General features: G+C 67.5%; 24 protein-coding genes and 1 tRNA gene. 8 read left to right on the top strand and 17 right to left on the bottom strand.

Annotated elements, in window-relative coordinates:
* Positions 1-39 precede the first annotated feature (39 nt).
* Positions 40-924, bottom strand: coding sequence for an NAD(P)-dependent oxidoreductase (locus tag BMY53_RS08305; protein ID WP_310732107.1), 885 nt, complete (start codon positions 922-924; stop codon positions 40-42).
* On the bottom strand, positions 921-1,925 hold the full coding sequence (locus BMY53_RS08300) for an alpha/beta hydrolase (protein ID WP_092945484.1): 1,005 nt from the start codon (positions 1,923-1,925) through the stop codon (positions 921-923). The genes BMY53_RS08305 and BMY53_RS08300 overlap by 4 nt, the downstream gene beginning before the upstream one ends.
* Positions 1,926-2,053: 128 nt before the next feature.
* On the opposite strand from BMY53_RS08300, the gene BMY53_RS08295 reads away from it, so the two are divergent.
* Entirely contained in the window at positions 2,054-2,995 is a 942-nt protein-coding gene (locus BMY53_RS08295) for a LysR family transcriptional regulator (protein ID WP_092945482.1), read from the top strand.
* Positions 2,996-3,208: 213 nt separating this feature from the next.
* Here BMY53_RS08295 and BMY53_RS08290 read toward each other — a convergent pair.
* Positions 3,209-3,283: transfer RNA gene (locus BMY53_RS08290), tRNA-Arg, on the bottom strand.
* Between the two features lie 351 nt (positions 3,284-3,634).
* Here BMY53_RS08290 and BMY53_RS08285 point away from each other — a divergent pair.
* A complete protein-coding gene (locus BMY53_RS08285) occupies positions 3,635-4,231 on the top strand; it encodes a c-type cytochrome (protein ID WP_092945480.1) in 597 nt (198 codons plus the stop codon).
* Positions 4,232-4,304: 73 nt separating this feature from the next.
* Here BMY53_RS08285 and BMY53_RS08280 read toward each other — a convergent pair whose 3' ends face one another.
* From BMY53_RS08280 to radA, 7 genes are all read right to left on the bottom strand, one after another.
* Positions 4,305-4,838, bottom strand: coding sequence for a DUF2946 family protein (locus BMY53_RS08280; protein WP_092945478.1), 534 nt, complete (start codon positions 4,836-4,838; stop codon positions 4,305-4,307).
* A gap of 27 nt (positions 4,839-4,865) precedes the next feature.
* Positions 4,866-5,933 (bottom strand): YheT family hydrolase, encoded by a 1,068-nt coding sequence (locus BMY53_RS08275; protein ID WP_092945924.1) that lies wholly within the window; start codon positions 5,931-5,933, stop codon positions 4,866-4,868.
* A gap of 17 nt (positions 5,934-5,950) precedes the next feature.
* A complete protein-coding gene (locus BMY53_RS08270) occupies positions 5,951-6,409 on the bottom strand; it encodes a YybH family protein (RefSeq protein WP_310732106.1) in 459 nt (152 codons plus the stop codon).
* Between the two features lie 18 nt (positions 6,410-6,427).
* Positions 6,428-6,634 carry a zinc-finger domain-containing protein gene (locus BMY53_RS08265; RefSeq protein ID WP_092945921.1) on the bottom strand — a complete coding sequence of 69 codons (207 nt, stop codon included), beginning with the start codon at positions 6,632-6,634 and terminating at the stop codon, positions 6,428-6,430.
* 107 nt (positions 6,635-6,741) lie between these two features.
* Positions 6,742-7,665 carry a branched-chain amino acid transaminase gene (locus tag BMY53_RS08260; protein ID WP_092945476.1) on the bottom strand — a complete coding sequence of 308 codons (924 nt, stop codon included), beginning with the start codon at positions 7,663-7,665 and terminating at the stop codon, positions 6,742-6,744.
* A 31-nt stretch (positions 7,666-7,696) separates the two neighbouring features.
* Positions 7,697-8,170 carry a hypothetical protein gene (locus tag BMY53_RS08255; protein WP_092945473.1) on the bottom strand — a complete coding sequence of 158 codons (474 nt, stop codon included), beginning with the start codon at positions 8,168-8,170 and terminating at the stop codon, positions 7,697-7,699.
* A gap of 148 nt (positions 8,171-8,318) precedes the next feature.
* Positions 8,319-9,680 (bottom strand): DNA repair protein RadA, encoded by a 1,362-nt coding sequence (gene radA / locus BMY53_RS08250; RefSeq protein WP_092945471.1) that lies wholly within the window; start codon positions 9,678-9,680, stop codon positions 8,319-8,321.
* Positions 9,681-9,807: 127 nt separating this feature from the next.
* On the opposite strand from radA, the gene BMY53_RS08245 reads away from it, so the two are divergent.
* Both BMY53_RS08245 and BMY53_RS08240 read left to right on the top strand, forming a co-directional pair.
* Positions 9,808-10,434, top strand: a complete 627-nt coding sequence (locus tag BMY53_RS08245) for a LysE family transporter (protein ID WP_092945469.1) — start codon at positions 9,808-9,810, stop codon at positions 10,432-10,434.
* A gap of 194 nt (positions 10,435-10,628) precedes the next feature.
* A complete protein-coding gene (locus tag BMY53_RS08240) occupies positions 10,629-11,510 on the top strand; it encodes a DMT family transporter (RefSeq protein WP_092945467.1) in 882 nt (293 codons plus the stop codon).
* 13 nt (positions 11,511-11,523) lie between these two features.
* On the opposite strand, the gene BMY53_RS08235 is transcribed toward BMY53_RS08240, so the two are convergent.
* From BMY53_RS08235 to alr, 3 genes are read right to left on the bottom strand one after another with little or no spacing between them, the layout of a single operon-like run.
* Positions 11,524-12,312 (bottom strand): hypothetical protein, encoded by a 789-nt coding sequence (locus BMY53_RS08235; protein ID WP_092945465.1) that lies wholly within the window; start codon positions 12,310-12,312, stop codon positions 11,524-11,526.
* A gap of 1 nt (position 12,313) precedes the next feature.
* Positions 12,314-12,721 (bottom strand): alternative ribosome rescue aminoacyl-tRNA hydrolase ArfB, encoded by a 408-nt coding sequence (gene arfB, locus BMY53_RS08230; RefSeq protein ID WP_092945463.1) that lies wholly within the window; start codon positions 12,719-12,721, stop codon positions 12,314-12,316.
* A gap of 18 nt (positions 12,722-12,739) precedes the next feature.
* Entirely contained in the window at positions 12,740-13,843 is a 1,104-nt protein-coding gene (gene alr, locus BMY53_RS08225) for an alanine racemase (protein ID WP_092945919.1), read from the bottom strand.
* 243 nt (positions 13,844-14,086) lie between these two features.
* Here alr and lplT point away from each other — a divergent pair, with 243 nt between their 5' ends.
* On the top strand, positions 14,087-15,364 hold the full coding sequence (gene lplT, locus BMY53_RS08220) for a lysophospholipid transporter LplT (RefSeq protein ID WP_092945917.1): 1,278 nt from the start codon (positions 14,087-14,089) through the stop codon (positions 15,362-15,364).
* 75 nt (positions 15,365-15,439) lie between these two features.
* Here the strand turns inward: lplT and BMY53_RS08215 are convergent, their stop codons facing one another.
* On the bottom strand, positions 15,440-16,381 hold the full coding sequence (locus BMY53_RS08215) for a hypothetical protein (RefSeq protein WP_092945461.1): 942 nt from the start codon (positions 16,379-16,381) through the stop codon (positions 15,440-15,442).
* A 489-nt stretch (positions 16,382-16,870) separates the two neighbouring features.
* Between BMY53_RS08215 and BMY53_RS08210 the strand changes: the two genes are divergently transcribed.
* Together BMY53_RS08210 and BMY53_RS08205 are read left to right on the top strand one after the other, a co-directional pair.
* Positions 16,871-17,731 carry a DMT family transporter gene (locus BMY53_RS08210; RefSeq protein ID WP_092945459.1) on the top strand — a complete coding sequence of 287 codons (861 nt, stop codon included), beginning with the start codon at positions 16,871-16,873 and terminating at the stop codon, positions 17,729-17,731.
* Between the two features lie 202 nt (positions 17,732-17,933).
* Complete coding sequence (locus BMY53_RS08205) at positions 17,934-18,422, top strand: glutathione peroxidase (protein WP_092945457.1); 489 nt, start codon at positions 17,934-17,936, stop codon at positions 18,420-18,422.
* 34 nt (positions 18,423-18,456) lie between these two features.
* Here BMY53_RS08205 and BMY53_RS25890 read toward each other — a convergent pair whose 3' ends face one another.
* Positions 18,457-18,606, bottom strand: coding sequence for a hypothetical protein (locus BMY53_RS25890; protein ID WP_177200788.1), 150 nt, complete (start codon positions 18,604-18,606; stop codon positions 18,457-18,459).
* A 202-nt stretch (positions 18,607-18,808) separates the two neighbouring features.
* Positions 18,809-19,075 (bottom strand): putative quinol monooxygenase, encoded by a 267-nt coding sequence (locus BMY53_RS08200; RefSeq protein ID WP_255370110.1) that lies wholly within the window; start codon positions 19,073-19,075, stop codon positions 18,809-18,811.
* Positions 19,076-19,496: 421 nt separating this feature from the next.
* Between BMY53_RS08200 and BMY53_RS08195 the strand changes: the two genes are divergently transcribed.
* The gene (locus tag BMY53_RS08195; RefSeq protein ID WP_092945453.1) at positions 19,497-20,816 is read left to right on the top strand and encodes a glutamate carboxypeptidase; all 1,320 of its coding nucleotides are present in this window, start codon (positions 19,497-19,499) and stop codon (positions 20,814-20,816) included.
* Positions 20,817-20,838: 22 nt separating this feature from the next.
* On the opposite strand, the gene BMY53_RS08190 is transcribed toward BMY53_RS08195, so the two are convergent.
* Entirely contained in the window at positions 20,839-21,246 is a 408-nt protein-coding gene (locus BMY53_RS08190) for a PaaI family thioesterase (RefSeq protein ID WP_092945451.1), read from the bottom strand.
* Positions 21,247-21,328: the final 82 nt, after the last annotated feature.

The raw sequence follows: 21,328 nt of genomic DNA, 5'->3' as shown, positions 1-21,328 counted from the left end.
GCTCCGCCGTCGAGGTGGCCACCTTGCCCCCGGAAGGGCTCAGGCGCTCAGTCCCGGGCTGCGCAGCGTGAAGCCGGCCATGGCGGACCAGTCCTTCGCGCCGAAGCCCGCCTCCACCGTCCGCGCCATCTGGCCGGCCACGGCCTCCAGCAGCGGCAAGTCCCGCCCTGCCACGTCCGCTGCCTCGCGCGCCAGCCGCAGGTCCTTGAGCCCCAACGAGGCCTTGAATCCAGCCTCGTAGCGCTCCTCCGCGATGTGCGAGGCATACACCTGGTAGGAACGGCTGCCAAACAGCGTGTTGAGGATGAGGTCGAAGAAGCGATCGCGATGCAGCCCGTTGGCCTCGGTGAGGACCACGGCCTCCGCCATCGCCTCGATGGCCATGGTGATCATCATGTTGCAGGCAATCTTGGCGGCGTTCGCTGCGGGCGGATCCTCGCCCATGGGCCAGACCTTGCGGCTGATGGCGCTCAGCAGCGGTGCGACGCGCCGGACTGCCGTGGGCTCGCCCGCCGCCAGCACGTTGAGCTGCGCGCTGGCGGCCACATCCGGCCGCCCGAGTACTGGCGCGGCCACGTACCCGATGCCGTGCCGTTGATGCATGCCGACCAGTTCCCGCGAAAGCGCGACCGAGATCGTCGCGCTCACCACGTGCACCAGGCCGGGACGGGCCCGGCCCAGCCACCCGGGCGCCAGCAGCACCGAGTGCAGGGCCGCGTCGTCCGGCAGCATGGTGAGCAAGGCGTCGCCCTGCATCGCCTCGACCGGTGTCGCAACCGCCACGGCACCCGGCACGCTGTCGCCGGTACGGGTCCAGGTGGTGACTCGGTGCCCGGCGGCGACCAGGTTGGCCGCCATGGCGCGACCCATCGCGCCGAGTCCGATCACGCCGATGTCCATCAGGGTGTCCATGGCCTCGTTCATGGCTGGCGCTCCAGCCAGTCCAGTACGGGGACCAGCGCCGCATCCGAATTCTTCTCGTAGATCAACCCGTGGCCATTGCCGTGCACGCCGTGCTCGGCCAGCGGCAGCAGTTCGGTGAGAGCGCCGGCCGCGCCAAGGAAGGCCGCTGTCGGCGGGCTGGCGGCCGCGAAGTCCGAGGCCTCTCCGGTGACGATCAAGATGGGCACAGCAGCGAGCGAGGGCAGTCGGTACGTGCCCGGCCGCGCCTCCTGCAGCATGACGGGGTCCGACACCGGCGGCTCGAAGCGCATGGGGGCGGCGGTGGCTCCCCAGCGCATCAGACCGATGTTGGGAATGTTGGCAAAAGGCGGCCCCATGGGCTCGATGGCCACGATGGCCTTGACCAGGGCCGGCCGTCGGTCAGCGATGAGCCAGCCGTCCGGCCCGGACGCCGAGTGGGTGATCAGGATGGCGGGGCCTATGCGGTCCAGTAGCGCGGCGCCTCGGTCGGCGTCCAGCGTCTGCGACAGCGCCAGGTCCTCCGGCAGCGGCCCGTAGCCGGCGATGAACTCGTCCATGGCATGTTCGTCGGACGCGGCGAACGGCCACTGGTCGTGGCGGGGATCGGTGCCCGGGAAATAGATCTGCCGGCCACCCTCGTAGGAGAACGGCGGGCCCATGGGGCCCAGCGTTTCCACGTGGTAGGGCGAGCGGCCGTGGCCGGGCCGGTCCACCACCAGCACCACGTAGCCCGCCTCCACCAGGCGCTGGGCCCAGCCGGGGCGGCCGTCCGGCGTGTCGAACCATTCCGAGCCCTGGAAGCCGCCACCGTGCATCAGCACGATGGGGAAGGGCCGTTGTCGGTGCTCCGGCGCTTCCCACTCAACGTACATGGGCCCGGCCTGCAGCGTCTTTCCGGCCCGGACGACCCGCTCGCCGGGAATCCAGAAATGGCCGCGTCGAACGGTGCGGGCGGGTGCCGAGGTCCAGGGCGCGAAAGTGGGGGTAACAACGACGGTCATACGTTCTCCAGAAATGAGGGCATCGGTGGCAGCCCGACGGGGCGGTGTGCGATGCCGGGACGCAGTGTCGAAGTCGATGGCGGCCGGCGGAAGACGGCTGGCCCGCAAACATGCTTTACGCTGGACGTATGCAAGACCGAGACCTCCTTCCGGCCGCGGGCACTGTCGACCGGATCGCGCTGCTGCACACCTTCGTCCGCATCGTCCAGGCGGGCAGCCTGTCCGCTGCCGCGAGCCAACTTGGCTCGACGCCACCGACCATTAGCCGGCGGCTGCAGGCGCTGGAGCGCGAACTGGGCGTGAACCTGCTGCAGCGCTCATCGCGCGGCCTGTCCCTCACGGAGGACGGCGAGCGCTGCCACGCATTGGCGCAGGAGCTGCTGGCCGACTGGGACGCGTTCGAGTCAGAACTGCGCGGCCAACGTGATGCGCCCCGAGGGACGCTGCGCGTGGTCGCACCGCACGCGTTCGGGCAGTCGGTGCTGATCGATGCTGTGGCCGGCTTTCTGTCGAATCACCCGCGGGTCAGCATCGACTGGCTGCTGCATGACCGCACGCCCGACTTCATCGCGGACAACATCGATTGCGCCATCCACGCCGGCGAGGTCACGGATCCCTCACTGATTGCCCTGCGCGTGGCCGACGTGCCGCGAATCGCCGTGGTGGCGCCGGACCTGCTGCGTGGCGCGCCGGTGCCGCAGCAGGCGGATGAACTGGCTGCGCTGCCATGGATCGCGCAAAGCACCTTCTATCGCGACGAACTGCTGCTCACTCATGCCCACACGGGCGAGACCCGCCGCGTGCCGCTGCGCGTGCGCTTCAGCACGGACAACCTGTTTGCGCTCCACGGTGCGGCGCTGCGTGGCGTGGGTGCCTGCGTGGGGTCGGAGTGGGTGATGCGCCCGGACATCGCCGCCGGTCGGCTGGTGCAGCTGGCGCCGCAATGGCAGGCCGCACCGCTGCCGATTCATCTCGTCTATCCGCGCAGCCGCCACATGCCCGCGCGTATGCGGCACTTCTTGGACGCGATGAGGGAGGCGCTGCCGGCGGCGTTGGTAGCCGCGGTCTGATTGCGCGAATTCCGCAGCAGAGAGGCGCGGGTTCGGACACAGGGGGGGGGTCGAGGCGTTCCTCGCGGTGCGGTAATGCCCACTGGCAAAAGCCGCAGTTGCGCGAAGAGCCGGCACGGGGCGTCGACTGCGCGCGATCCAGGCTCAGCGCGCCGGGTGCCTTCGCGGCCACACGAAGCGACCAAATTTAGCGCTTGAACCCGCCAACAATTCTGGTGCGACCGGCAAGAATCGAACTTGCGACTAGGCCTTCGGAGGGCCCAATGATATCCACTTCACCACGGTCGCGGCGACCCGCATTCTAGCCTTGTTCCGAGCCGCCCCCGCGATTTCGCCAAAACAACGTTGCATCGCTTGGCGGCACCCTGCACCAACCCTCACGGAGGCCCCCCACTGAACCGACTCGGAACCCGCCTGAAGGGCGGCGAGGGCAAGACCCGGATCCTCGCACCCCCGTCGCATGTACGCCAATCAACAGCGCTTGTTCTTGACGAAAGCCCCAGGGTGCCAAAGGGGGGTGCTGGCTATACTTTGTCCGGTTTTGCGCTCGGTGCTTTTCACCGGGCACACGGTCCGGTATACCCCGGCCGCCAGCTCCACTCGCTATAAGTCAACAGCAACGAGCACAACGAGGACTCCATGAGCGAAACCCAGGATCACGCCCCGGCAACGCATTCCGCCGCGCAAGCGCACGACGCGCACGAAGGGCCGATCAAGACGCCCAAGCAGCTGATCGTCGCGGTGTTCTTTGCTTTCCTGATCCCCATCGTGGTCCTGATCCTGGCCGCGAACTATGTCTCCAGTGAGGTCAAGCCCGCTGCCGGCAGCGATGTCACCGACGCCGAAGCGGTTGCTGCGCGCATCCAGCCCGTCGGCGCGATCGAGCTCAAAGACCTGAGCAACCCCGCCGCCTCCCGGTCCGGTGAAGACATTTTCAAGGCCCAGTGCGCCGCCTGCCACGCCACCGGCACGCTCGGTGCGCCAAAGTTCGGCGATGCAGACGCCTGGGGCCCCCGCCTCAAGACCGGCTTCGAAGCGCTGCTGCACTCCGCACTCAAGGGCAAGAACGCCATGCCGCCGCAAGGTGGCGGTGACGCCAGCGACTTCGAAATCGCCCGCGCAGTGGTCTACATGGCCAACCATGGCGGCGCCAAGTTTGACGAGCCCAAGGCGCCTGCGGCCGCAAGTGCCGCCGCTGACGGCGCCTCAGGCGCTGCCTCGGCGGCCTCGCAATAACGGGTTGTTGATCCGCAGGCTGATCCTCACGGATCGGCCTTTTTTCCGTCCAGGGTGTTCCGTCCAGGGGTCGCTATTGGATGGGCGGATCCGCTGGCGCAGGTTCCAGTTGCACACCGCAGCGCGCCAGCAAAGCCTGGTGGGTGGTCTGCTCCACCGTCCAGCGCCCGGCCTCGATGGCATCCGCCGCCGGGCCCATATCCTGCGTGTGCACCAGCCCAAGGCCGATGTCCGCCACCAGGAACAGGCGGTCATGTTCATCCAGCCAGCCGGATTGGATCTGGGCCAACTCCCCGGTGTGGCTCAACACCCGGCCATCCGGCTGCAGCCGCCAGATCCACGGCGCCGCTTCCAGCTCCAAATACACCCGCTGCGGCCCGTTCTGGAAGAACCAGGCGCCGTGGGCGTCTGACGCATAGTTGCGCTGGATGAAGCCGATCAGCTTGTCGTGGACGATGCGGCTGCCCTTCACCACTGGAAAGGGCCCCGCCGCCTGGATGCGCTCATCGCGCATGTACCAATCACCGCGCGCATCCAACGCCAGCCAGCCATAGCAGTGCGGCACGTTGGGCCACTTCTTCAATGCCGCTTCGACGATGGGGTCCATAGGGCGCCTGATGGGTGGGTGAGGGCGTCAGAGCGCCCGGGCGAGCCACTGGCACACCTTGTCAGGCATGGCCAGCACGTGGCCGGGCGGGCGGCCGGCAGGGAAGCCGACGTGGCCACCCTCATGCGGTTGCCACAGCGTGACAAAGGCGCCCACATGGCTTTGTTCCGGCAGGCTGTGGGCGGGAACAAAGGGGTCGTTGCGCGCGTTCAGCACCAGCGCCGGCACGCGGATGCGGGCCAGGTGCGGCTTGGCCGAGGCGCGCAACCAGTAGTCGTCCACATCCCGGAACCCATGCAGCGGGGCGGTGAAGATGTTGTCGAACTCATAGAGGTTGCGGGCGCGCCGCAACCGCTCGCCGTCAAACAACCCCGGATGTTGCTTCAGCTTGCGCAGGGCCTTGGGCCGCATGGTGTTCAGGAACATGCGGGTGTAGACCAGGTAGTTGAAGCCCTTGCCGATGGCATGGCCCGCCGCCGTCAGATCCAGCGGGGAGCACACGGAACAGACAGCCTTCACCGTCTTGGCGGCCTCCTCGCCAGCTTCCTGCGCCCAGCGCAGCAGCGCGTTGCCGCCCAGCGAGACACCGGCCGCGATCATGGGGCCGCGGTGGGCCGCCCTCAATTGGCTCAGCATCCAGCCGATTTCCTCGAAATCGCCCGAGTGGTAGGCGCGGGGCGCCAGATTCAGTTCACCGGAGCAGCCCCGGAAATAGGGCATGGCAAAGGCCCACCCACGCTCCGCCGCAACGGCGGCAAAGGCCTGGATGTACTGGCTGTCCAGCCCGCCTTCCAGCCCGTGGAAGAGCACCAGCAGGGGGCGCTCGGAGCCGATCTCCGCCGCAGCGGCCGAGGCGGCCGATGCGGCCACTTGAGGGGCGGGGGTGCCGGAGCCCTGCGCGTCATTGGCGGCCGCCACGCCCAGCCGGCTGCCGGTCTCCACCAGCCGTTCCACATCCACGAAGTCGCCGTCTGGCGTGGTCCAGCGTTCCCGCTTGAACTGCGGGGCCGGACCCACGAAACGCTTCGCGAACAGCACAGGCCAGATCGTCTGCGCATGGCCGCCCGGCAACCAGGGCGGTGCTTGGTACTGCATGGCGTGCATGGCGCCTTTCAATGCAGTGTCGTGGGCGATCCCGAGGAGACGATCGACGGTTCCTGCTTCACGTCCTGCGTGGTGCCCGGGCTGGCATGGTGCGACACCAGGCGCCAGCCGAGGGCGGTTTTGAGGTAGACATTGGTCGCCACCACCCAGGCACTTTCCGTGCCTGCCTCGCTGGTGATTTCCACCCGCTCCAGCACATGGTGGATGGCGGTGTCCCCCACCACCAAACGGCGCTGGCACTCGGGGTGCACGGGAATGAACCCGCGCGCAAAGATGGCTTCAAAGCTGGCGCGGATGGCGGACAAGCCCACCACGCGCGGGCCCCCGGGGTGCACACAGGCCACTTCGTCCTCGTCACCCCAGATGGCCATCAACCGTTCCAGGTCGCCGGTCTGCAGGGCTTCGTAGAACTGGGCCTCGGTGTCTTCCGGGGTCGCCAGCAACAGGGCGGGCTGGGCCTTGCGCACGATCGTGCCTGCCCGTGCTCAGTGGCCGGCCGGCAGCACTTCACCCGCCTTGAGCCGATAGACCGTGCCGCAGTAAGCACACTGCCCCTGGCCCTCATGGCTCAGGTCGATGAAGACGCGCGGATGGTTGCTCCACAGCGGCATCTTCGGGTTAGGGCAGAACACCACGCCGGGGCCTTGCAGGTCCTGGGCGGTGACTTCGACGACGGATTTCGTTTGGCTCATGATGTTGTTCTCGAGGCTGGCGCCGCCCATGCTTGTGGCAGGGCGACGGGGGCTGGCATCGGTGCCGAGGGCAGGTCATCAGCCCCCGCGAAGGGGCCGCACCTGGCTCAGACCAAGGACAGCCAGTGTGCGTACTTGGGGTTGCGACCGTTGACGATATCAAAGAAGGCGGTCTGGATCTTCTCGGTGATCGGGCCACGGCTGCCGATGCCGATCTCCAGGCGGTCCAGTTCGCGGATGGGCGTCACTTCGGCGGCGGTGCCGGTGAAGAAGGCCTCATCGGCGATGTAGACCTCGTCCCGCGTGATGCGCTTTTCCACCAACTGCAGGCCCAGGTCCTGGCAGATGTGGAAGATGGTGTTGCGAGTGATGCCGTTGAGGGCACCGGCCGACAGGTCCGGCGTGTAGACCACGCCGTTCTTGACCACAAACAGGTTCTCGCCCGCGCCTTCGGAGACGAAGCCGGAGGCGTCCAGCAGCAGCGCCTCGTCGTAGCCGTCGTCCGTGGCTTCCATGTTGGCCAGGATGGAGTTGGTGTAGTTGCTCACCGTCTTGGCCTGCGTCATGGTGATGTTGACGTGGTGGCGGGTGTAGCTGCTGGTCTTGACGCGAATGCCGCGCTTCAGGCCTTCTTCGCCCAGGTAGGCCCCCCAGGCCCAGGCCGCCACCATCAGGTGGATCTTGTTGCCCTTGGGGCTGACGCCCAGCTTTTCGCTACCGATCCAGGTCAGCGGACGCAGGTAGCAACTGGCCAGCTGGTTTTCACGCACGACCTGCTTCTGGGCCTCTTCCACCTGCTCGATGGTGAAGGGCAGCTTCATGCGCAGGATCTTGGCGCTGTTGAACAGCCGCTCGGTGTGTTCGCGCAGGCGGAAGATGGCGGTGCCGCGGTCCGTCTGGTAGGCCCGCACGCCTTCAAAGGCGCCGCAGCCATAGTGCAGGGTGTGGGTCAGCACATGGATCTTTGCGTCGCGCCAGTCCACCAGCTCGCCGTCCATCCAGATCTTGCCGTCGCGGTCGTCCAAAGACATGGGAATTCCTTGTGCGTCAAAGAGCCGGATTTTATGCAACCCCGTCCCGGGATGACTGCCTTGGCGTGGCGGATGGGTGGTCTTCGCCCGTGGCGGCTTCGCCACTGGCAGAGGCCGGGTTCGTGGCCTCGCCAGGGGTTTCAGCCCGGAACAGGGTCCAGCTCACCACCTTGCCACGCGCCATCACCACCTCCACGGCGTCGCCCCCGGTGTCGGCCCAGCGATAGGTTTCCGGCGCCACCTTCACCCCCAGGGAGCGGCAGAGCTTGATCAGCTGCACCAGGGTCATGCCGGCTTGCAGCCGGGATTGCAGCATCAAGGCGCTGCTGACGTGGCCCAGCGGCGCTTCATTGGCGGTGCGCATGATGCGCATGAGTTGGCTGAACTGCAACAGCAACCAGAACACGATGACCGAGAGCGCCAGGATGGCGCCTTTCCAGCCGAACAGCTGGATGCCGACGGCCATCGCCGCCACGGCCAGGGCAATGCCGAACCAGCGGTTCATGCGCGGCTCCCGGCGGCGGCTGCGGCATCGGGCTGGCTGGCGGGGCGCTGAATGCGCGGCTGGAAGGGAAAGTCTGGGCGCATGGCGGGGGACTTGGCCTGTCAAAAAATGGAATCGGCGGGGTGGCTGCCGGGAAAAACCAGGAGTTTCACATGCCGCGGAGGATCTCGATGGCGTCCTCGATCCGGGCCACCGCATGCACGGTCAGGCCGGGGATGGGCTTCTTGGGCGCGTTGGCCTGCGGTACCACCGCCACGGAAAAGCCCAGCTTGGCGGCTTCCTTCAGGCGCTCCTGGCCGCGCGGTGCCGGCCGAACCTCCCCCGCCAGGCCCACTTCCCCAAAGGCGAAGAAGCCCTTGGGCAAGGGCTTGCCCCGCAGGGAACTCTGGATGGAGAGCAGCACGGCCAGGTCGGCCGCCGGCTCGGAAATGCGCACCCCGCCCACGGCGTTTACAAACACGTCCTGGTCCATGGTGGCCACCCCGGCGTGCCGGTGCAGGACCGCCAGCAGCATGGCCAGCCGGTCCCGGTCCAGTCCGACGGAAAGCCGGCGCGGGCTGGGGCCGCCGCTGTCCACCAGGGCCTGGAGTTCCACCAGCAGCGGGCGGGTGCCTTCCAGCGTGACCAGCACGCAGGAGCCGGGCACCGGCTCGCCGTGAGTGGAGAGGAAGATGGCGCTGGGGTTGGTGACACCCTTGAGCCCCTTCTCCGTCATGGCGAAGACGCCGATCTCGTTCACCGCTCCGAAGCGGTTCTTGATGGCGCGCACCAGGCGGTAGCTACTGTGGGTGTCGCCCTCGAAGTACAGCACCGTGTCCACGATGTGTTCCAGCACACGCGGGCCGGCCAGCGCACCTTCCTTGGTGACGTGGCCCACCAGCACCATGGCGCAGCCGGTGGACTTGGCGGTACGGGTGAGCTGGGCGGCGCATTCGCGCACCTGGGCCACCGACCCGGGCGCGGAGGACAACTGTTCGGAATACATGGTCTGGATGGAGTCGATGACGCAGAAGTCGGGCGCCTCGGTCTCAATGGTGGCCAGGATCTTTTCCAGACCGATTTCGGCCAGCACCCGCACCTGGCTGCCATCCAGCCCCAGCCGCCGGGCGCGCATGGCCACCTGGGCGCCAGACTCCTCACCGGTCACATACAAGACCTTCATCCGCTTGGACAGCGCTTCCACCGCCTGCAGCAGCAGGGTGGACTTGCCGATGCCGGGGTCCCCGCCGATCAGCACCACGCCGCCGTTGACGATGCCGCCGCCCAGCACCCGGTCCAGTTCCTCCAGCGAGGTGGGGGTCCGGTCAAAATCCTTGGCTTCGATCTCCGACAGCGTCGCCACCGGCTGGCTCCGCGCCAGCGACTGGTAACGGTTCTTGCCGCTGCCGGCGCTCTCCGCCACGGTCTCGACCAGGGTGTTCCAGGCGCTGCACGAGGGGCAGCGGCCGAGCCATTTGGCGCTGGTGGCGCCGCATTCAGAACAGACGTAGTGCGTTTTGGGAGAAGCCATAGGCCTGGATTGTCGCTGCCGCAACAGTCACGGTCCGTCAGCAGGCTGGCGGCCACATTCGTGAAGCCTTACCTTCGGCCGGATGGGGGGTGGCGTGCTACAAACCCGGTTCGTTTAGGAGCGAATCATGGAGTTGTCAGTCTGGCTGGGGTTTTTTGCAGCCTCGTGGGCCATCAGCCTGTCCCCAGGCGCGGGCGCCATTGCGGCCATGAGCTCCGGACTGAATTACGGCTTCAAGCGCGGTTACTTCACCACCATCGGGCTGATCCTGGGCATCCTGACCCAGATCGTGCTGGTGGGGGCCGGCCTGGGCGCACTGATCGCCACCTCCGAGCAGGCCTTCGCCCTGGTCAAGTGGGCCGGCGTGGCCTACCTGGTCTTCCTGGGCATCCAGCAGTGGCGCTCCCCCGGCAAGCCACTGGTGGCGCAACGCAGTGAAGACAAACCCGTTACCCGACGACAGCTGATCATCCGCGGCTGGGGCATCAACGCCGTCAACCCCAAGGGCACCGTGTTCCTGCTGGCCGTGGTGCCGCAGTTCCTCGACCTGAACCAGCACCTGGGGCCCCAGTACACCGTCATTGCCGCCACGCTGTCGTTCACGGATGCGGTGGTGATGGCCGGCTACACGGCGCTGGCCTCGCGGGTGCTGTCGGCACTGCGCTCCGAATCCCACCTGAAGGCGCTGAACCGGGTGTTCGGCTCGCTCTTTGTGGCGGCGGGTGCCTTGCTCGCCACCATCAAGCGGAGCTGACACACCCCTCGGCGCTGCTGCCACCGGCCGGGCCCACAGGTCACACCCGCCGGCAGGACTGGCCTGCCGAGCCCCAACGGCTGCCTCTTCCGTCTCATTTCGCTTGAGCGGCCGCCCTCATTTCTCGCCCCCGGCGCGCCTGGGGGCGTCCCACGCTTCATGCGCAGTCCCGTTGAGGGTGCTGCGCCACTGTGATGTCCAAGTTGTCCGACCGTTGGTTGTTCTGGGGCCCCACCCTGATCTGGGCCAGCACCTGGCACGTCATCCTCTACCAATTGGCCTCCGGCGTGCCGGTGCTGAATTCCGTGGGCTGGCGTTTTGGCATTGCCGCGCTGATCCTGGCGGGGGTGTCACGCTGGCAGGGCCTGTCGCTGCGGCTGCCCTGGTCGGCCCATGGCCTGATGCTGGCCACGGGCATCGTCCAATACAGCGGCAATTACTACTCGGTGTATGAGGCCGAACGCCACATCCCGTCGGGCCTGGTGGCGGTGCTGTTCTGCCTGATGGTGTTCGGCAATGCCCTGTCCGGCCGGGTGTTCTTTGCGCAGCGGGTCTCGGCGCGATTCCTGGCGGCGGCCGTGGGCGGCGTGCTGGGCGTGGTGATGATCTTCTGGCCGGAGATTGCCTCCACCGGCGCCCGCCCTTCCGCCACCTATGGCCTGCTGATGGGGCTGGGGGCCGTGCTGGCCGCCTGCATCGGCAATGTGCTCACCCTGACGCTGACCCGCCGTGGCCTGCCGCTGGTGCCAGTGCTGGCCTGGAGCATGGGGTATGGCGCGGTGTTCCTGATCACGATGTCGCTGGTCGCTGGCGAGGGCCTTCAGTTCTCGTGGCAGCCGTCCTACATCGCCTCGCTGCTGTACCTGGCAGTGTTTGGCTCGGTCGTGGCGTTTGTGCTGTATTTCAAGCTGGCGCAGCGCCAGGGCACCGCCCGGGCCGCACTGACCGGCGTGGTGATTCCGGTGATTGCGCTGGTGCTGTCCGCGCTGCTGGAAGGCTGGCACCCCACCGTGCTGTCAGTGGCGGGCATGGCGCTGTGCCTGGGCAGCATCTACGCCGCGACGCGGCAGCGCTGACGCGGCACGCTTCCTAACGCTTGATCCAGTTGATCTCTTCCGCCGTCCTGCGGCCGATGACCGTCTGCCCCAGATGGGCCGGAATGCGCGCCTCGCCCGGGCGCACCGGGATCCGGCCGGCCATCAGCTCCGCCTGGTCCTGCGGCAGGGTGGGCTGCTGGTCCGGCGCGGCATAACCCTCCGGGAAGGTGGGCATCAGCGTGCCGGGGTCGTATTTGTCGGTAGCGCCGAAGGTGTGGAGCGCCTCATGGGCGATCACCACCTGGTTCGGCCCCTGCTGGGCGCGGCTGGCAAACAGGTGGACCAGCCCCATGCGGCCCTTTTCCATGCCGGTGGAATGCGGCAGCGGGCCGTTGAAATCCCCCGGGTGGTAGAGCAGATAGAGGCGAACGTCCGGCACGGGTGAGCTGGGCGGGGTCTTGCGCCAGGCCCACCAGCGCATCTTGAGGCTCCAGCCCATGGCGGAGAGCATGCCGGCTTCGCGCGGCACCGGCGGCGGCAGTTCCCGCACGCGCCGGCCCAGCACCACCTGCACCGGCTGGCTCAGCGCCAGCCCGTAGCGGCGGGCCTCTGCCTGGAAATAGGGGGCGATGTCGGCAAACGCGCTGTCGCCCCGTTGTTCGAGCTGGTCGAGTTGGTCGAGATAGGCGTCCGTGGCCGGGTTGCCGTCCACATTGATCGGGTAGACGGTGATCACCTGCGTACGGCGCCAGGACTGCGCTTGCCAGCGTTGCATCAGCGCCGTGCCGCCGACAACGGCGAGGATGACCAGCAACACAAAAATCCGGAACGCCTTGAACATGTCAATCCAAACGAACTTTGCCGCGGCCGGATTTCACCTCGCCCCGCTGCGCCTTGCCCGCCAGCCGGCGTTGCTGTGAGCCGTAGGTCGGCCGGGTCGCCCGGCGCGCCTTGGGCGTGTGGGCCACGCCTTGCACCAGGGCCACCAGCCGCGCCAGGGCATCGGCCCGGTTCTGCTCCTGGCTGCGGGATTCCTGGGCCTTGATGACCACCACGCCCTCGGCGGTGATGCGCTGGTCCGACAGGGCCAGCAGCCGTTCCTTGATCACCGCCGGCAGGCTGGAGCGGTGGATGTCAAAACGCAGGTGCACCGCGCTGGAGACCTTGTTGACGTTCTGGCCGCCCGGGCCGCTGGCGCGGATGGCGGAGATCTCCACCTCCCAGTCCGCCGGTGTCCAGGCCAGATGCATGGAGGTCGCCGCGCCGGCTCAGACCAGCGGGTCCAGGTGCACCGGCACCCGGCGGGCCACGGCGCACATCAGCTCGTAGCCGATGGTGCCGGCGGCGCGCGCCACTTCGTCGATGGCCAGCACGCTGCCTTGAGGCCCCTGGCCCCAGAGGGTCACTTCGCTGCCCGCGCCCTCCTGGGGCAGGTCGGTCAGGTCCACGGCCAGCAAGTCCATGGAGACACGGCCGATGGTGGCGGTGCGTCGCCCGCCTACCAGCACCGGGGTGCCGTGGCAGGCGTGGCGCGGGTAGCCGTCGGCGTAACCGCAGGCCACGATGCCGATACGCATCGGGCGTTCGGTCACGAAGGTGCTGCCATACCCTACGCTGTCGCCGGGCTGCAGGGCCTGAACCGCCAGGACTTTGGACCGCAGGGTCATGGTGGGGCGCAGGTCCCAGTGGGCAATGTCGTGCTCCGGGAAGTCCGGCGCGCTCCCGTAGCTCATGATGCCGGCGCGCACCCAGTCGGCCCGCACGCCCGGCCGGCTGCTGTGGCGCAACACGGCGGCACTGTTGCTCAATGAACGCTCGCCAGGCAGGTCCGCCGCGGCTTCCTCGAAGACGGCCAGGGCCCGGTCGATGCCCCGAGGGCCATCGGCGTCCGAGAAGTGCGTCATCAGGGAGATTTCGTCCACCTGGGGCAGGGCATTGAGCCGCGTCCAGGCGCCCCGGAAAGCGCTGGGGGTGAACCCCAGACGGTTCATGCCGCTGTTGAGCTTGAGGAAGACCCGGTGCGGTTCATGCGTCTTGTGCATGGCCAGCCAGTCGATCTGTTGCTCGCAATGAACCGCATGCCACAGGCGCAGGCGGGAGCAGAGCTCCAGGTCGCGGGCCTCGAAACAGCCTTCCAGCAGCAGGATGGGGCCGCGCCAACCCAGATCGCGCAGGCGCTGGGCTTCGTCCAGGTCCAGCAGCGCGAACCCGTCGGCGGCCCGGAAGGCCTCGAACACACGTTCGATGCCGTGGCCGTAGGCATTGGCTTTGACGACGGCGAAGACCTGGGCATCGGGGGTGCAGTCGCGGGCCCGCTGCAGGTTATGGGCCAACGCGGGCTGATGGATGATAGCTTCTATAGGGCGCGGCATGACCTGCATTGTGCCCGCAAGCCATCCGCCGCCTGGGGGTGGCCCAGCCCTCACCCGTACCTTACACGGACGGAACGGCTGCAATTAACACACAGACTTGGACCTGCGCAGGACAGTTACGAAAACAAGCGCATGCTATAAACCCGCCGCAGCGCTGTGATGACCTGTGTGGACCAGCGTGATCTCCGCCGCAAGTTCTCCGCCGCCAGTCGACGCAAGCCGCAGTTCCAGATAGCCGGGTCCATGAAAAAAGGTTTCTACACCATCATGTCAGCGCAGTTTTTCAGCTCGCTGGCTGATAACGCGTTGTTCGTGGCTGCCGTCGAGATGCTGCGCACCAATGGGTCGGCCGAGTGGCAACGTGCCGCGCTGGTGCCCATGTTTGCGCTCTTCTACGTCGTTCTGGCGCCATTTGTGGGCGCTTTTGCCGATGCAGTTCCCAAAGGCAAGGTCATGTTCGTGTCCAACACCATCAAGGTGGTGGGCTGTCTAAGCATGTTGGTGGGGGTGCATCCGCTGGTGGCCTACGCCATCGTCGGCCTGGGGGCTGCCGCCTACTCGCCGGCCAAGTACGGCATCCTGACCGAACTGCTGCCGCCCTCGCAGTTGGTGAAGGCCAACGGCTGGATCGAAGGCCTGACCATCACCTCCATTATCCTCGGGGTGGGCGTGGGCGGCATCCTCATCGACGCGCGCACCGCCTCTGTGCTGCTGGCCTTCGATTTCCCGCTCATCGACACCGGCATCGATACCGCGCCGCAGGCCGCTATCGCCTTCATGGTGATCCTCTACGGCATCGCCGCACTGTTCAACCTGCGGATTCCGCGCACGGAAGCCCCGCTGCAGCCGGTGGCGCATGGCGCAGCGGCGCTGGTGCGTGAATTCGCCGCCTGCAACTCCCGCCTGTGGCAAGACAAGCTGGGCCAGATCTCCCTGGGCATGACCACGCTGTTCTGGGGGGTGTCGGGCAATATGCGCTACATCGTCTTTGCCTGGGCCGGTGCGGCGCTGGGTTATGGCACGACGCAGGCGTCCCTGCTGGCGGGTGTGGTGGCGGCGGGCACGGCGGTGGGGGCCGTGGTGGCGTCCATGACGATTCGGCTGGACAAGGCCACCAACGTCATCCCGCTGGGCATCGCCATGGGCCTGCTGATGCTGGTGCTGAACTTCATCGACCGGCTGTGGCTGGCCGTGCCCTTCCTGATCCTGCTGGGCGGGGTGGGGGGCTACCTGGTGGTGCCCATGAATGCGCTGCTGCAGCACCGTGGCCACAACCTGATGGGCGCCGGCCGCTCCATCGCCGTGCAGAACTTCAACGAACAGGCCTGCATCCTGGGCCTGGGCGCGCTCTACACCATCCTGACCCGCTTCGGCACCTCGGCCTTCGGCTCCATCACCGTCTTCGGCCTGACCATTGCTTCCATCATGTGGATGGTTGGCCGCTGGCACCGCCACAACATGCGCGAACACACCGAGGAAATGGAACGCTTGCTGGCGATTGCGCGCAGCGACAAGCACTGAGCAGCCGGGCCACCAAAGCCCGCAGCGTTCAAGAAAAAACCCGCCAGATGGCGGGTTTTTTTCATCAGGGGGTGCCTAGCGCCGCTTTTCCCGGCCCTTGCCGCTGGGTGTGTTCTGCACCAGCCCGCCGGTGGTGAGCACCTGTTCGATGTGTTCGGACCAGGCGCGGCCGATCTTGAAGCAGCCGCTGTGATTCAGGTGGATTTCGTTGTGCCAGTCGCCGCTGATGCCGCTGGCGCCCGCCGCCGCCGGGGCCAGGGGCACGGCGGTCGAGTCGAAGACAAACAGGCCGGGGAAGGCCACCTTGTCTGCCATCAGCGTCTTCAGCAGCAGCGCCAGGTGCATGACCATCAGGCGGCTGACCGCCGCCCAGTCCGCCGCCGGGATGGAATAGGCCTTGAGCGCCGGGTACAGCCAGGGGCCGTGGCCGGCGTCTTCGGCGCCTGCGGGCCGGGGCACGGGCACCGCATAGCAGTGGATGAACACCGGCTTGCCGGCCGAGGGCCCCTGGTCCCGCAGGGACAGCAGGTGCTGCAGGTTGGCCTTCAGGTAGGCGGCATAGGTCGCCCAGCCGGGTTCCGAGAAATATCGGCCCACGCCGGCCGAGGGCGGGCCCCATTCGGTCTGGCGGCGCAGCAGCCGCAGTTCGAGGGGGATGTCCTCGCCGTCGATCTGGCTGGGCGTCTGGGCGGCCTTGATCAGGTCGTTGCCGCCCACGGACAGCAGGATGCCGTCCCAGGTGGGGGCGTCCGGGCCGGTGAGCAGCTGCACAAAGTCCGGCACGGAGGCCAGCTCCACCAGCCGGGCCAGGCTTTCGCGCTGGCCGGCGCAGTTGACGGCCGCGGTCGGCTTGGAGAGCACCAGTTCCTGCAGCAGGTTGGCGTGGGCGCTCAGTTTGGCCTCGGCCGTGGAGAACCAGGAATCCCCTTGTGCCAACAAACGCCAGTGGAAGCCTTGCAGGTCGGGGGCCTGCGAGGAGCGGAGGTCTTCCGGGGCAAAACAGGCCAGGTGGTCCAAGAGGAGGTCTCCCAATGTCTCGAGTCGGTCGGTTCGGTGTCAGCAGCGTCAACGCCGTTCACCCAAGCGTAGGCCACCCGGATGACAGGCGCGAGGCGCCCCGGTTGTAGGTCAGGGTCAGGGCTTGCGCCATGCTATAAACCCTGGGCATTGTTGGCCGGCTTCGCGCAGGATCCAAGCCCCTGATGGCCTTATCCCGCTAAAAAGCGACTCCCAGGTGTCTGGCAAACGCCCGGATGAGGGGGTGTTGAACGCTTCCACCCCGCAGCTTTTCCAGTGCACCGGCCCAGCGGATGTCCCCGCTGACACTCATTTCGCTTCAATCGCTCGTTCCGGTCATCCGCTCGATCATCCGCCTGATCCGCCCCAACCGCCCCAACCGCACCGGATCACCCGCTCACTCACCCGCTCAATCCCGCACCAGCGGGCGCCATCTTGTCCGTCACCTCCGCCCCGTCCCCCTCGCCAGCCCGCGCCCTCGCGTTGCCCATGCCGGTCCTCGCCCTCATGTTCAACGCCCTGGTCTGGGGGCTCTCCTGGTGGCCATTCCGCCAGTTCGAGGCCGTTGGGCTGCACCCCCTGTGGACCACGGTCATCATGTATGCCCTCTCCTGGGTGGTGGTGCTGGTGACGCAGCGCGGTGCCGTGGCCGAACTGCTGCGATCGCCCGGCCTGTGGCTGGTGCTGCTGGCCGCGGGCACCACCAATACCGCCTTCAACTGGGGGGTGGCCACCGGCGATGTGGTGCGGGTCGTCCTGCTCTTCTATCTCATGCCGCTGTGGGCCGTGCTGCTGGCGCGGGTGGTGCTCAAGGAGCCGCTGACCCTGCTGGCGGGCGTGCGCATCGCACTGGCCCTGGGCGGTGCGTGGGTCGTGCTGGCGCCAACGGGTGGCGGCTGGCCGCTGCCCAACAGCCTGGCCGACGGGCTGGGCCTGTTGGGCGGCCTCACCTTCGCCTTCAACAACGTGATGCTGCGCCGCCAGGCGGCCAGCAGCCCTGGTGCACGGGCGCTGGCCATGTTCAGCGGCGGTGTGATCGTGGCCGGCGTGGCGGCCACCGTCATGGCCGGGCGCGGCCTGGTGGGCTGGCCGGGGCTGCCTTCCGCGCTTTGGTGCCTGCCGCTGGCAGGCATGGCGCTGCTGTTCTTCGCCTCCAACATGTCCCTGCAATATGGCGCCACCCGGCTGCCGGCCAACGTCACGGCAGTGGTGATGCTGACCGAGGTGCCGGTGGCCGCCCTGTCGGCGCTGTGGCTGGGCGGCGGGTCGCTGGACCTGCGCACGGCTCTGGGCGGCCTGGCCATCTTGTCGGCCGCCATGCTGGCGGCCTGGGAGCGGCGGCCGAGCTGAGGGCGCGGGCGGGCTCGCGCGGTGGGCGCCGCCGTCGGCCTGGGGCAGCCAGGTCGGGCGTGCCAAGCGGTGATCAGCCGTGGTGAGCCGTGATCAGTCGTGATCAGCCGAAGTGATGGGCGAGTGCCGTCCGTGTGTGTCCAGACGGTGAGCGTCGCTGCGCGCTACGATCCACCCACCAACCCGAGGGGAAGCATCCAACATGAGCCAGACAGCCTTCGACTTTGACGCGGTCAGCATCACCGGTGAGCAGGTACCGCTGTCCCAGTACCGTGGCCGGGTCCTGCTGGTGGTGAATACCGCCAGTGAATGTGGCTTCACGCCCCAGTTCAAGGGCCTGGAGGAACTCTGGCGGGAATTCCAGGCGCGCGGGCTTGTCATCGTTGGTTTTCCAAGCAATGAATTTGGTGGCCAGGACCCTGGCAACAACGAGGAAATCGCTTCCTTCTGCCAGCTGAATTACGGCGTGAGCTTCCCGATGATGGGCAAGATCAGGGTCAACGGCGCCGAGGCCCACCCCTTGTGGCAATGGCTCAAGGGCGAAAAGCCCGGCATCCTGGGCACCCAGGTGATCAAGTGGAACTTCACCAAGTTCCTGGTCGGTCGGGACGGGCAGGTGATCAAACGCTTCGCGCCCAACGACTCACCGGCATCCCTGCGCGGCGATATTGAACGCGCGCTGGCGCAATAGGTCGTTGAGGGCCCCGCCTTGACCTGCGCTGGCCTTAAGCCAGTGCGGGCGATGTCCACGCCGCCAGAATGACGAACGCAGCTATCGCCAGCGCGGCAATCAGCGCGGTGGTGGTCGTGGGCGTGAGCGGATGGGCAAGCGTGAGGCGCATGGTGGAACGCACGAGGCTTGAGGGGCTGCTCATCAGGCCAGCAACCGCGTCCGGGGACTCGGTGCCGCCTGCCGTGAAATCAAGCTTGCCGCATGCCGCAACAGGCTGCCACCCCTAACGTAGTGACCCTGGCGCTGTGTGGGCCATCGCCCCTGCCGTCGCCATAGGTAGAAACAAGTGCTGGCAGCCCACCTTGCCTGGCGCCTGACGCTGTACAGGTGGCAGGCCATCCACTTCAGTTGATGGCCGTCAGCCGCACGAGGCGCATGGGTTCGGCCAGCCAGCCGTCCATCTGCGCCGCAAAAGCCTGGAAATGGGGCGTGGCCCGATGCGCTTCCATGGCCAGTTCGTCGGTGAAGGACTCGCGCATGTAGAAGGTGCCCGGTTCGTCCGTCAGCTCGAACAGCTGATAGTCCAGGCAGCCCGGCTCCTGGCGGGTTGGCATCACCAGGGCCTGAAGGGCTGAGGACATGGCTATCCGCGCCGCAGGTTGGGCTTTCAATACGGCGATGAAACTGAGCGGCGGCGTGGCTGCAGTGCGGGCCGTGGCAGTCTGGAGGGGCGCAGTGGCATTCATGAAGCAGCGGGCCGGCGCTGCCGAGCAGCCCGACCGGGGGACGGTTGATGAGCTTGCATCCTAGAGGGCCGGTCGCCACCGGAACAGTCCGCCATGCCTGAAACACTTTCAACGGCTGTTTGGCAGCGCCGTCAGCGTCGGTGTCCCCTAATGAACCTCTGAATGACTCCTCGCGGCCGCTGTGACCCCGCTTCAGGCTTTCCGCCGCGTTGCAAATCCTCGCCATAGCGCCCGCTATGGCTGTGGTCTGCGCCGTGCGCCCCATCCCGAATCAGGGCCACCTCGGCTCGCGGGAGTGATGCAGAGGTCCCGTAGGATCGGTGTTTTCCACTCCTGGGCCCTCTCGATGAAGCCGCTGACCTCCCGCTTCGCTCGCCTGCTTCCTGGTGTGCTTCCCAGCCTGTTGCTGGCCCTGTCTGCCATCAGTGCGCATGCGCAGACCCCTGCTGCCGCCGTGCCCTTGCCCGCCCTGCAGGCCTTGGCCGCCCAGGAACAACCGGCGCTGCTCAAGACGCTGCAGCAGTTGGTGGAGATCGAATCCGGCAGCTCGGACCGTCAGGGCCTGGACCGCATTGCCGCGGTGGTGTCCCAGCGGCTGAAGGACCTGGGCGGTGAGGTGACCCTGCTCGAACCCGGCGCCGACCTCTACCGCATGTTCGACACACCGGAGAAGGTCGGCCCCATGGTCTTGGCCCGGTTCAAGGGCTGCCAGGGGCGGGGCAAGGTGCTGCTGATCGCGCACATGGACACCGTCTACCCGCGCGGCATGCTGGCCCAGCAGCCTTTCCGCATTGAAGGCCAACGGGCCTATGGGCTGGGCATCGCCGACGACAAGCAGGGCGTGGCCACGATCCTGCACGTGCTGGCGATGCTCAAAGCCACGGGCTGGAAGGACTGCGGCGAGATCACCGTGTTAATCAACGGCGACGAGGAGATCAGTTCCCCCGCCTCGCGCCATCGCATCACGCAACTGGGGGGCGAACATGACGCCGTCCTGTCCTTTGAGGGCGGTGGTGGGCCCGAGGGCCCGGACATCCTGCGCCTGGCCACCAGTGGCATTGGTGCCGCCACCTTGTCGGTGAAGGGGCGGGCCTCGCATGCGGGCGCGGCCCCCGAGCGTGGCGTGAATGCGCTGTATGAGCTCTCCCACCAGGTGCTGCAGGCACGGGACCTGTCCGACCCCAAGGTCGGCCGGCAGGTGCATTGGACGGTGTCGAGGTCTGGCGTGGTGCGCAACATGATCCCGCCTACGGCCGAAGCGTCGGCTGATGTGCGGGTGGAGCGGGTGGAGGACTTCGACCTCATCGAGGCTGAACTGCGCAAGCGCATCCAGAACCGGCTGCTGCCGGAGTCCGAGGTCTCGCTGAGCTTCGAACGCCGCCGGCCGCCCCTGCATGCCACCCCGGCCTCACGTGCGCTGGGAGCCACCCTGACCACGCTGGCCGCCGAACAAGGCCTGGCGCTGGTGGTCCGGGATGTGCCGACGGGTGGTGGCACGGACGCTGCCTTCGCGGCCGCAGCCACGCGGGCGCCGGTGGTGGAAGGCCTGGGGGTGCGCGGCTTTGGCGCTCACAGCAACCAGGCCGAATTCGTTCAGCTCGACAGCATCGCGCCCAAGCTGGTGCTGGTGGCGCGGGCGTTGATGGCGCTGGGCGCCAAGCCCTGACCGCGGAAGTCGTGGGCCGGGATCAGCCCTTCGGATACAGCAGCATCTGCGTGCAGCGGAACAGCGCGATGGTCTTGCCGTTGTGCGTGACCACCGCGTCCCAGACCTGGGTGGTGCGGCCCATGTGAACGGCGGTGGCGGTGCACTCGATCACGCCGTCCCGGGCGGTGCCCAGGTGGTTGGACTTCAGCTCCACCGTCGTGAAGCTCTGGGCGCCCTCGGGCAGGCTGGCCACGCAGCCATAACCGCAGCAGGTATCGGCCAGCGTCACCACGGTGCCGGCATGCAGGTAGCCGTTGGGGGCCATCACGGCCTCGCGCACGGGCAGCCGGGCGCTCACCGCCCCGCTGCGAACCGTCAGGATCTCGATGCCAAGGTGGCCGGGCAGGCAGGTGGCGCCGCGCTCATTGAATGCTGTCTGGTCGAACATAGGTCTCCTGATTCTGGGAGGGAGCCGAGGCTCCCCGATGGCGCTTGTGCGCCGGTGCGCGGGATTGTCGGTGCTCGCGGAG

This window comes from Roseateles sp. YR242 (assembly GCF_900109745.1).
Classification (GTDB): Bacteria; Pseudomonadota; Gammaproteobacteria; order Burkholderiales; family Burkholderiaceae_C; genus Roseateles.
The sequence above is the reverse complement of the archived record's forward strand: the minus strand, read 5'-3'. Positions and strand labels throughout refer to the sequence as shown.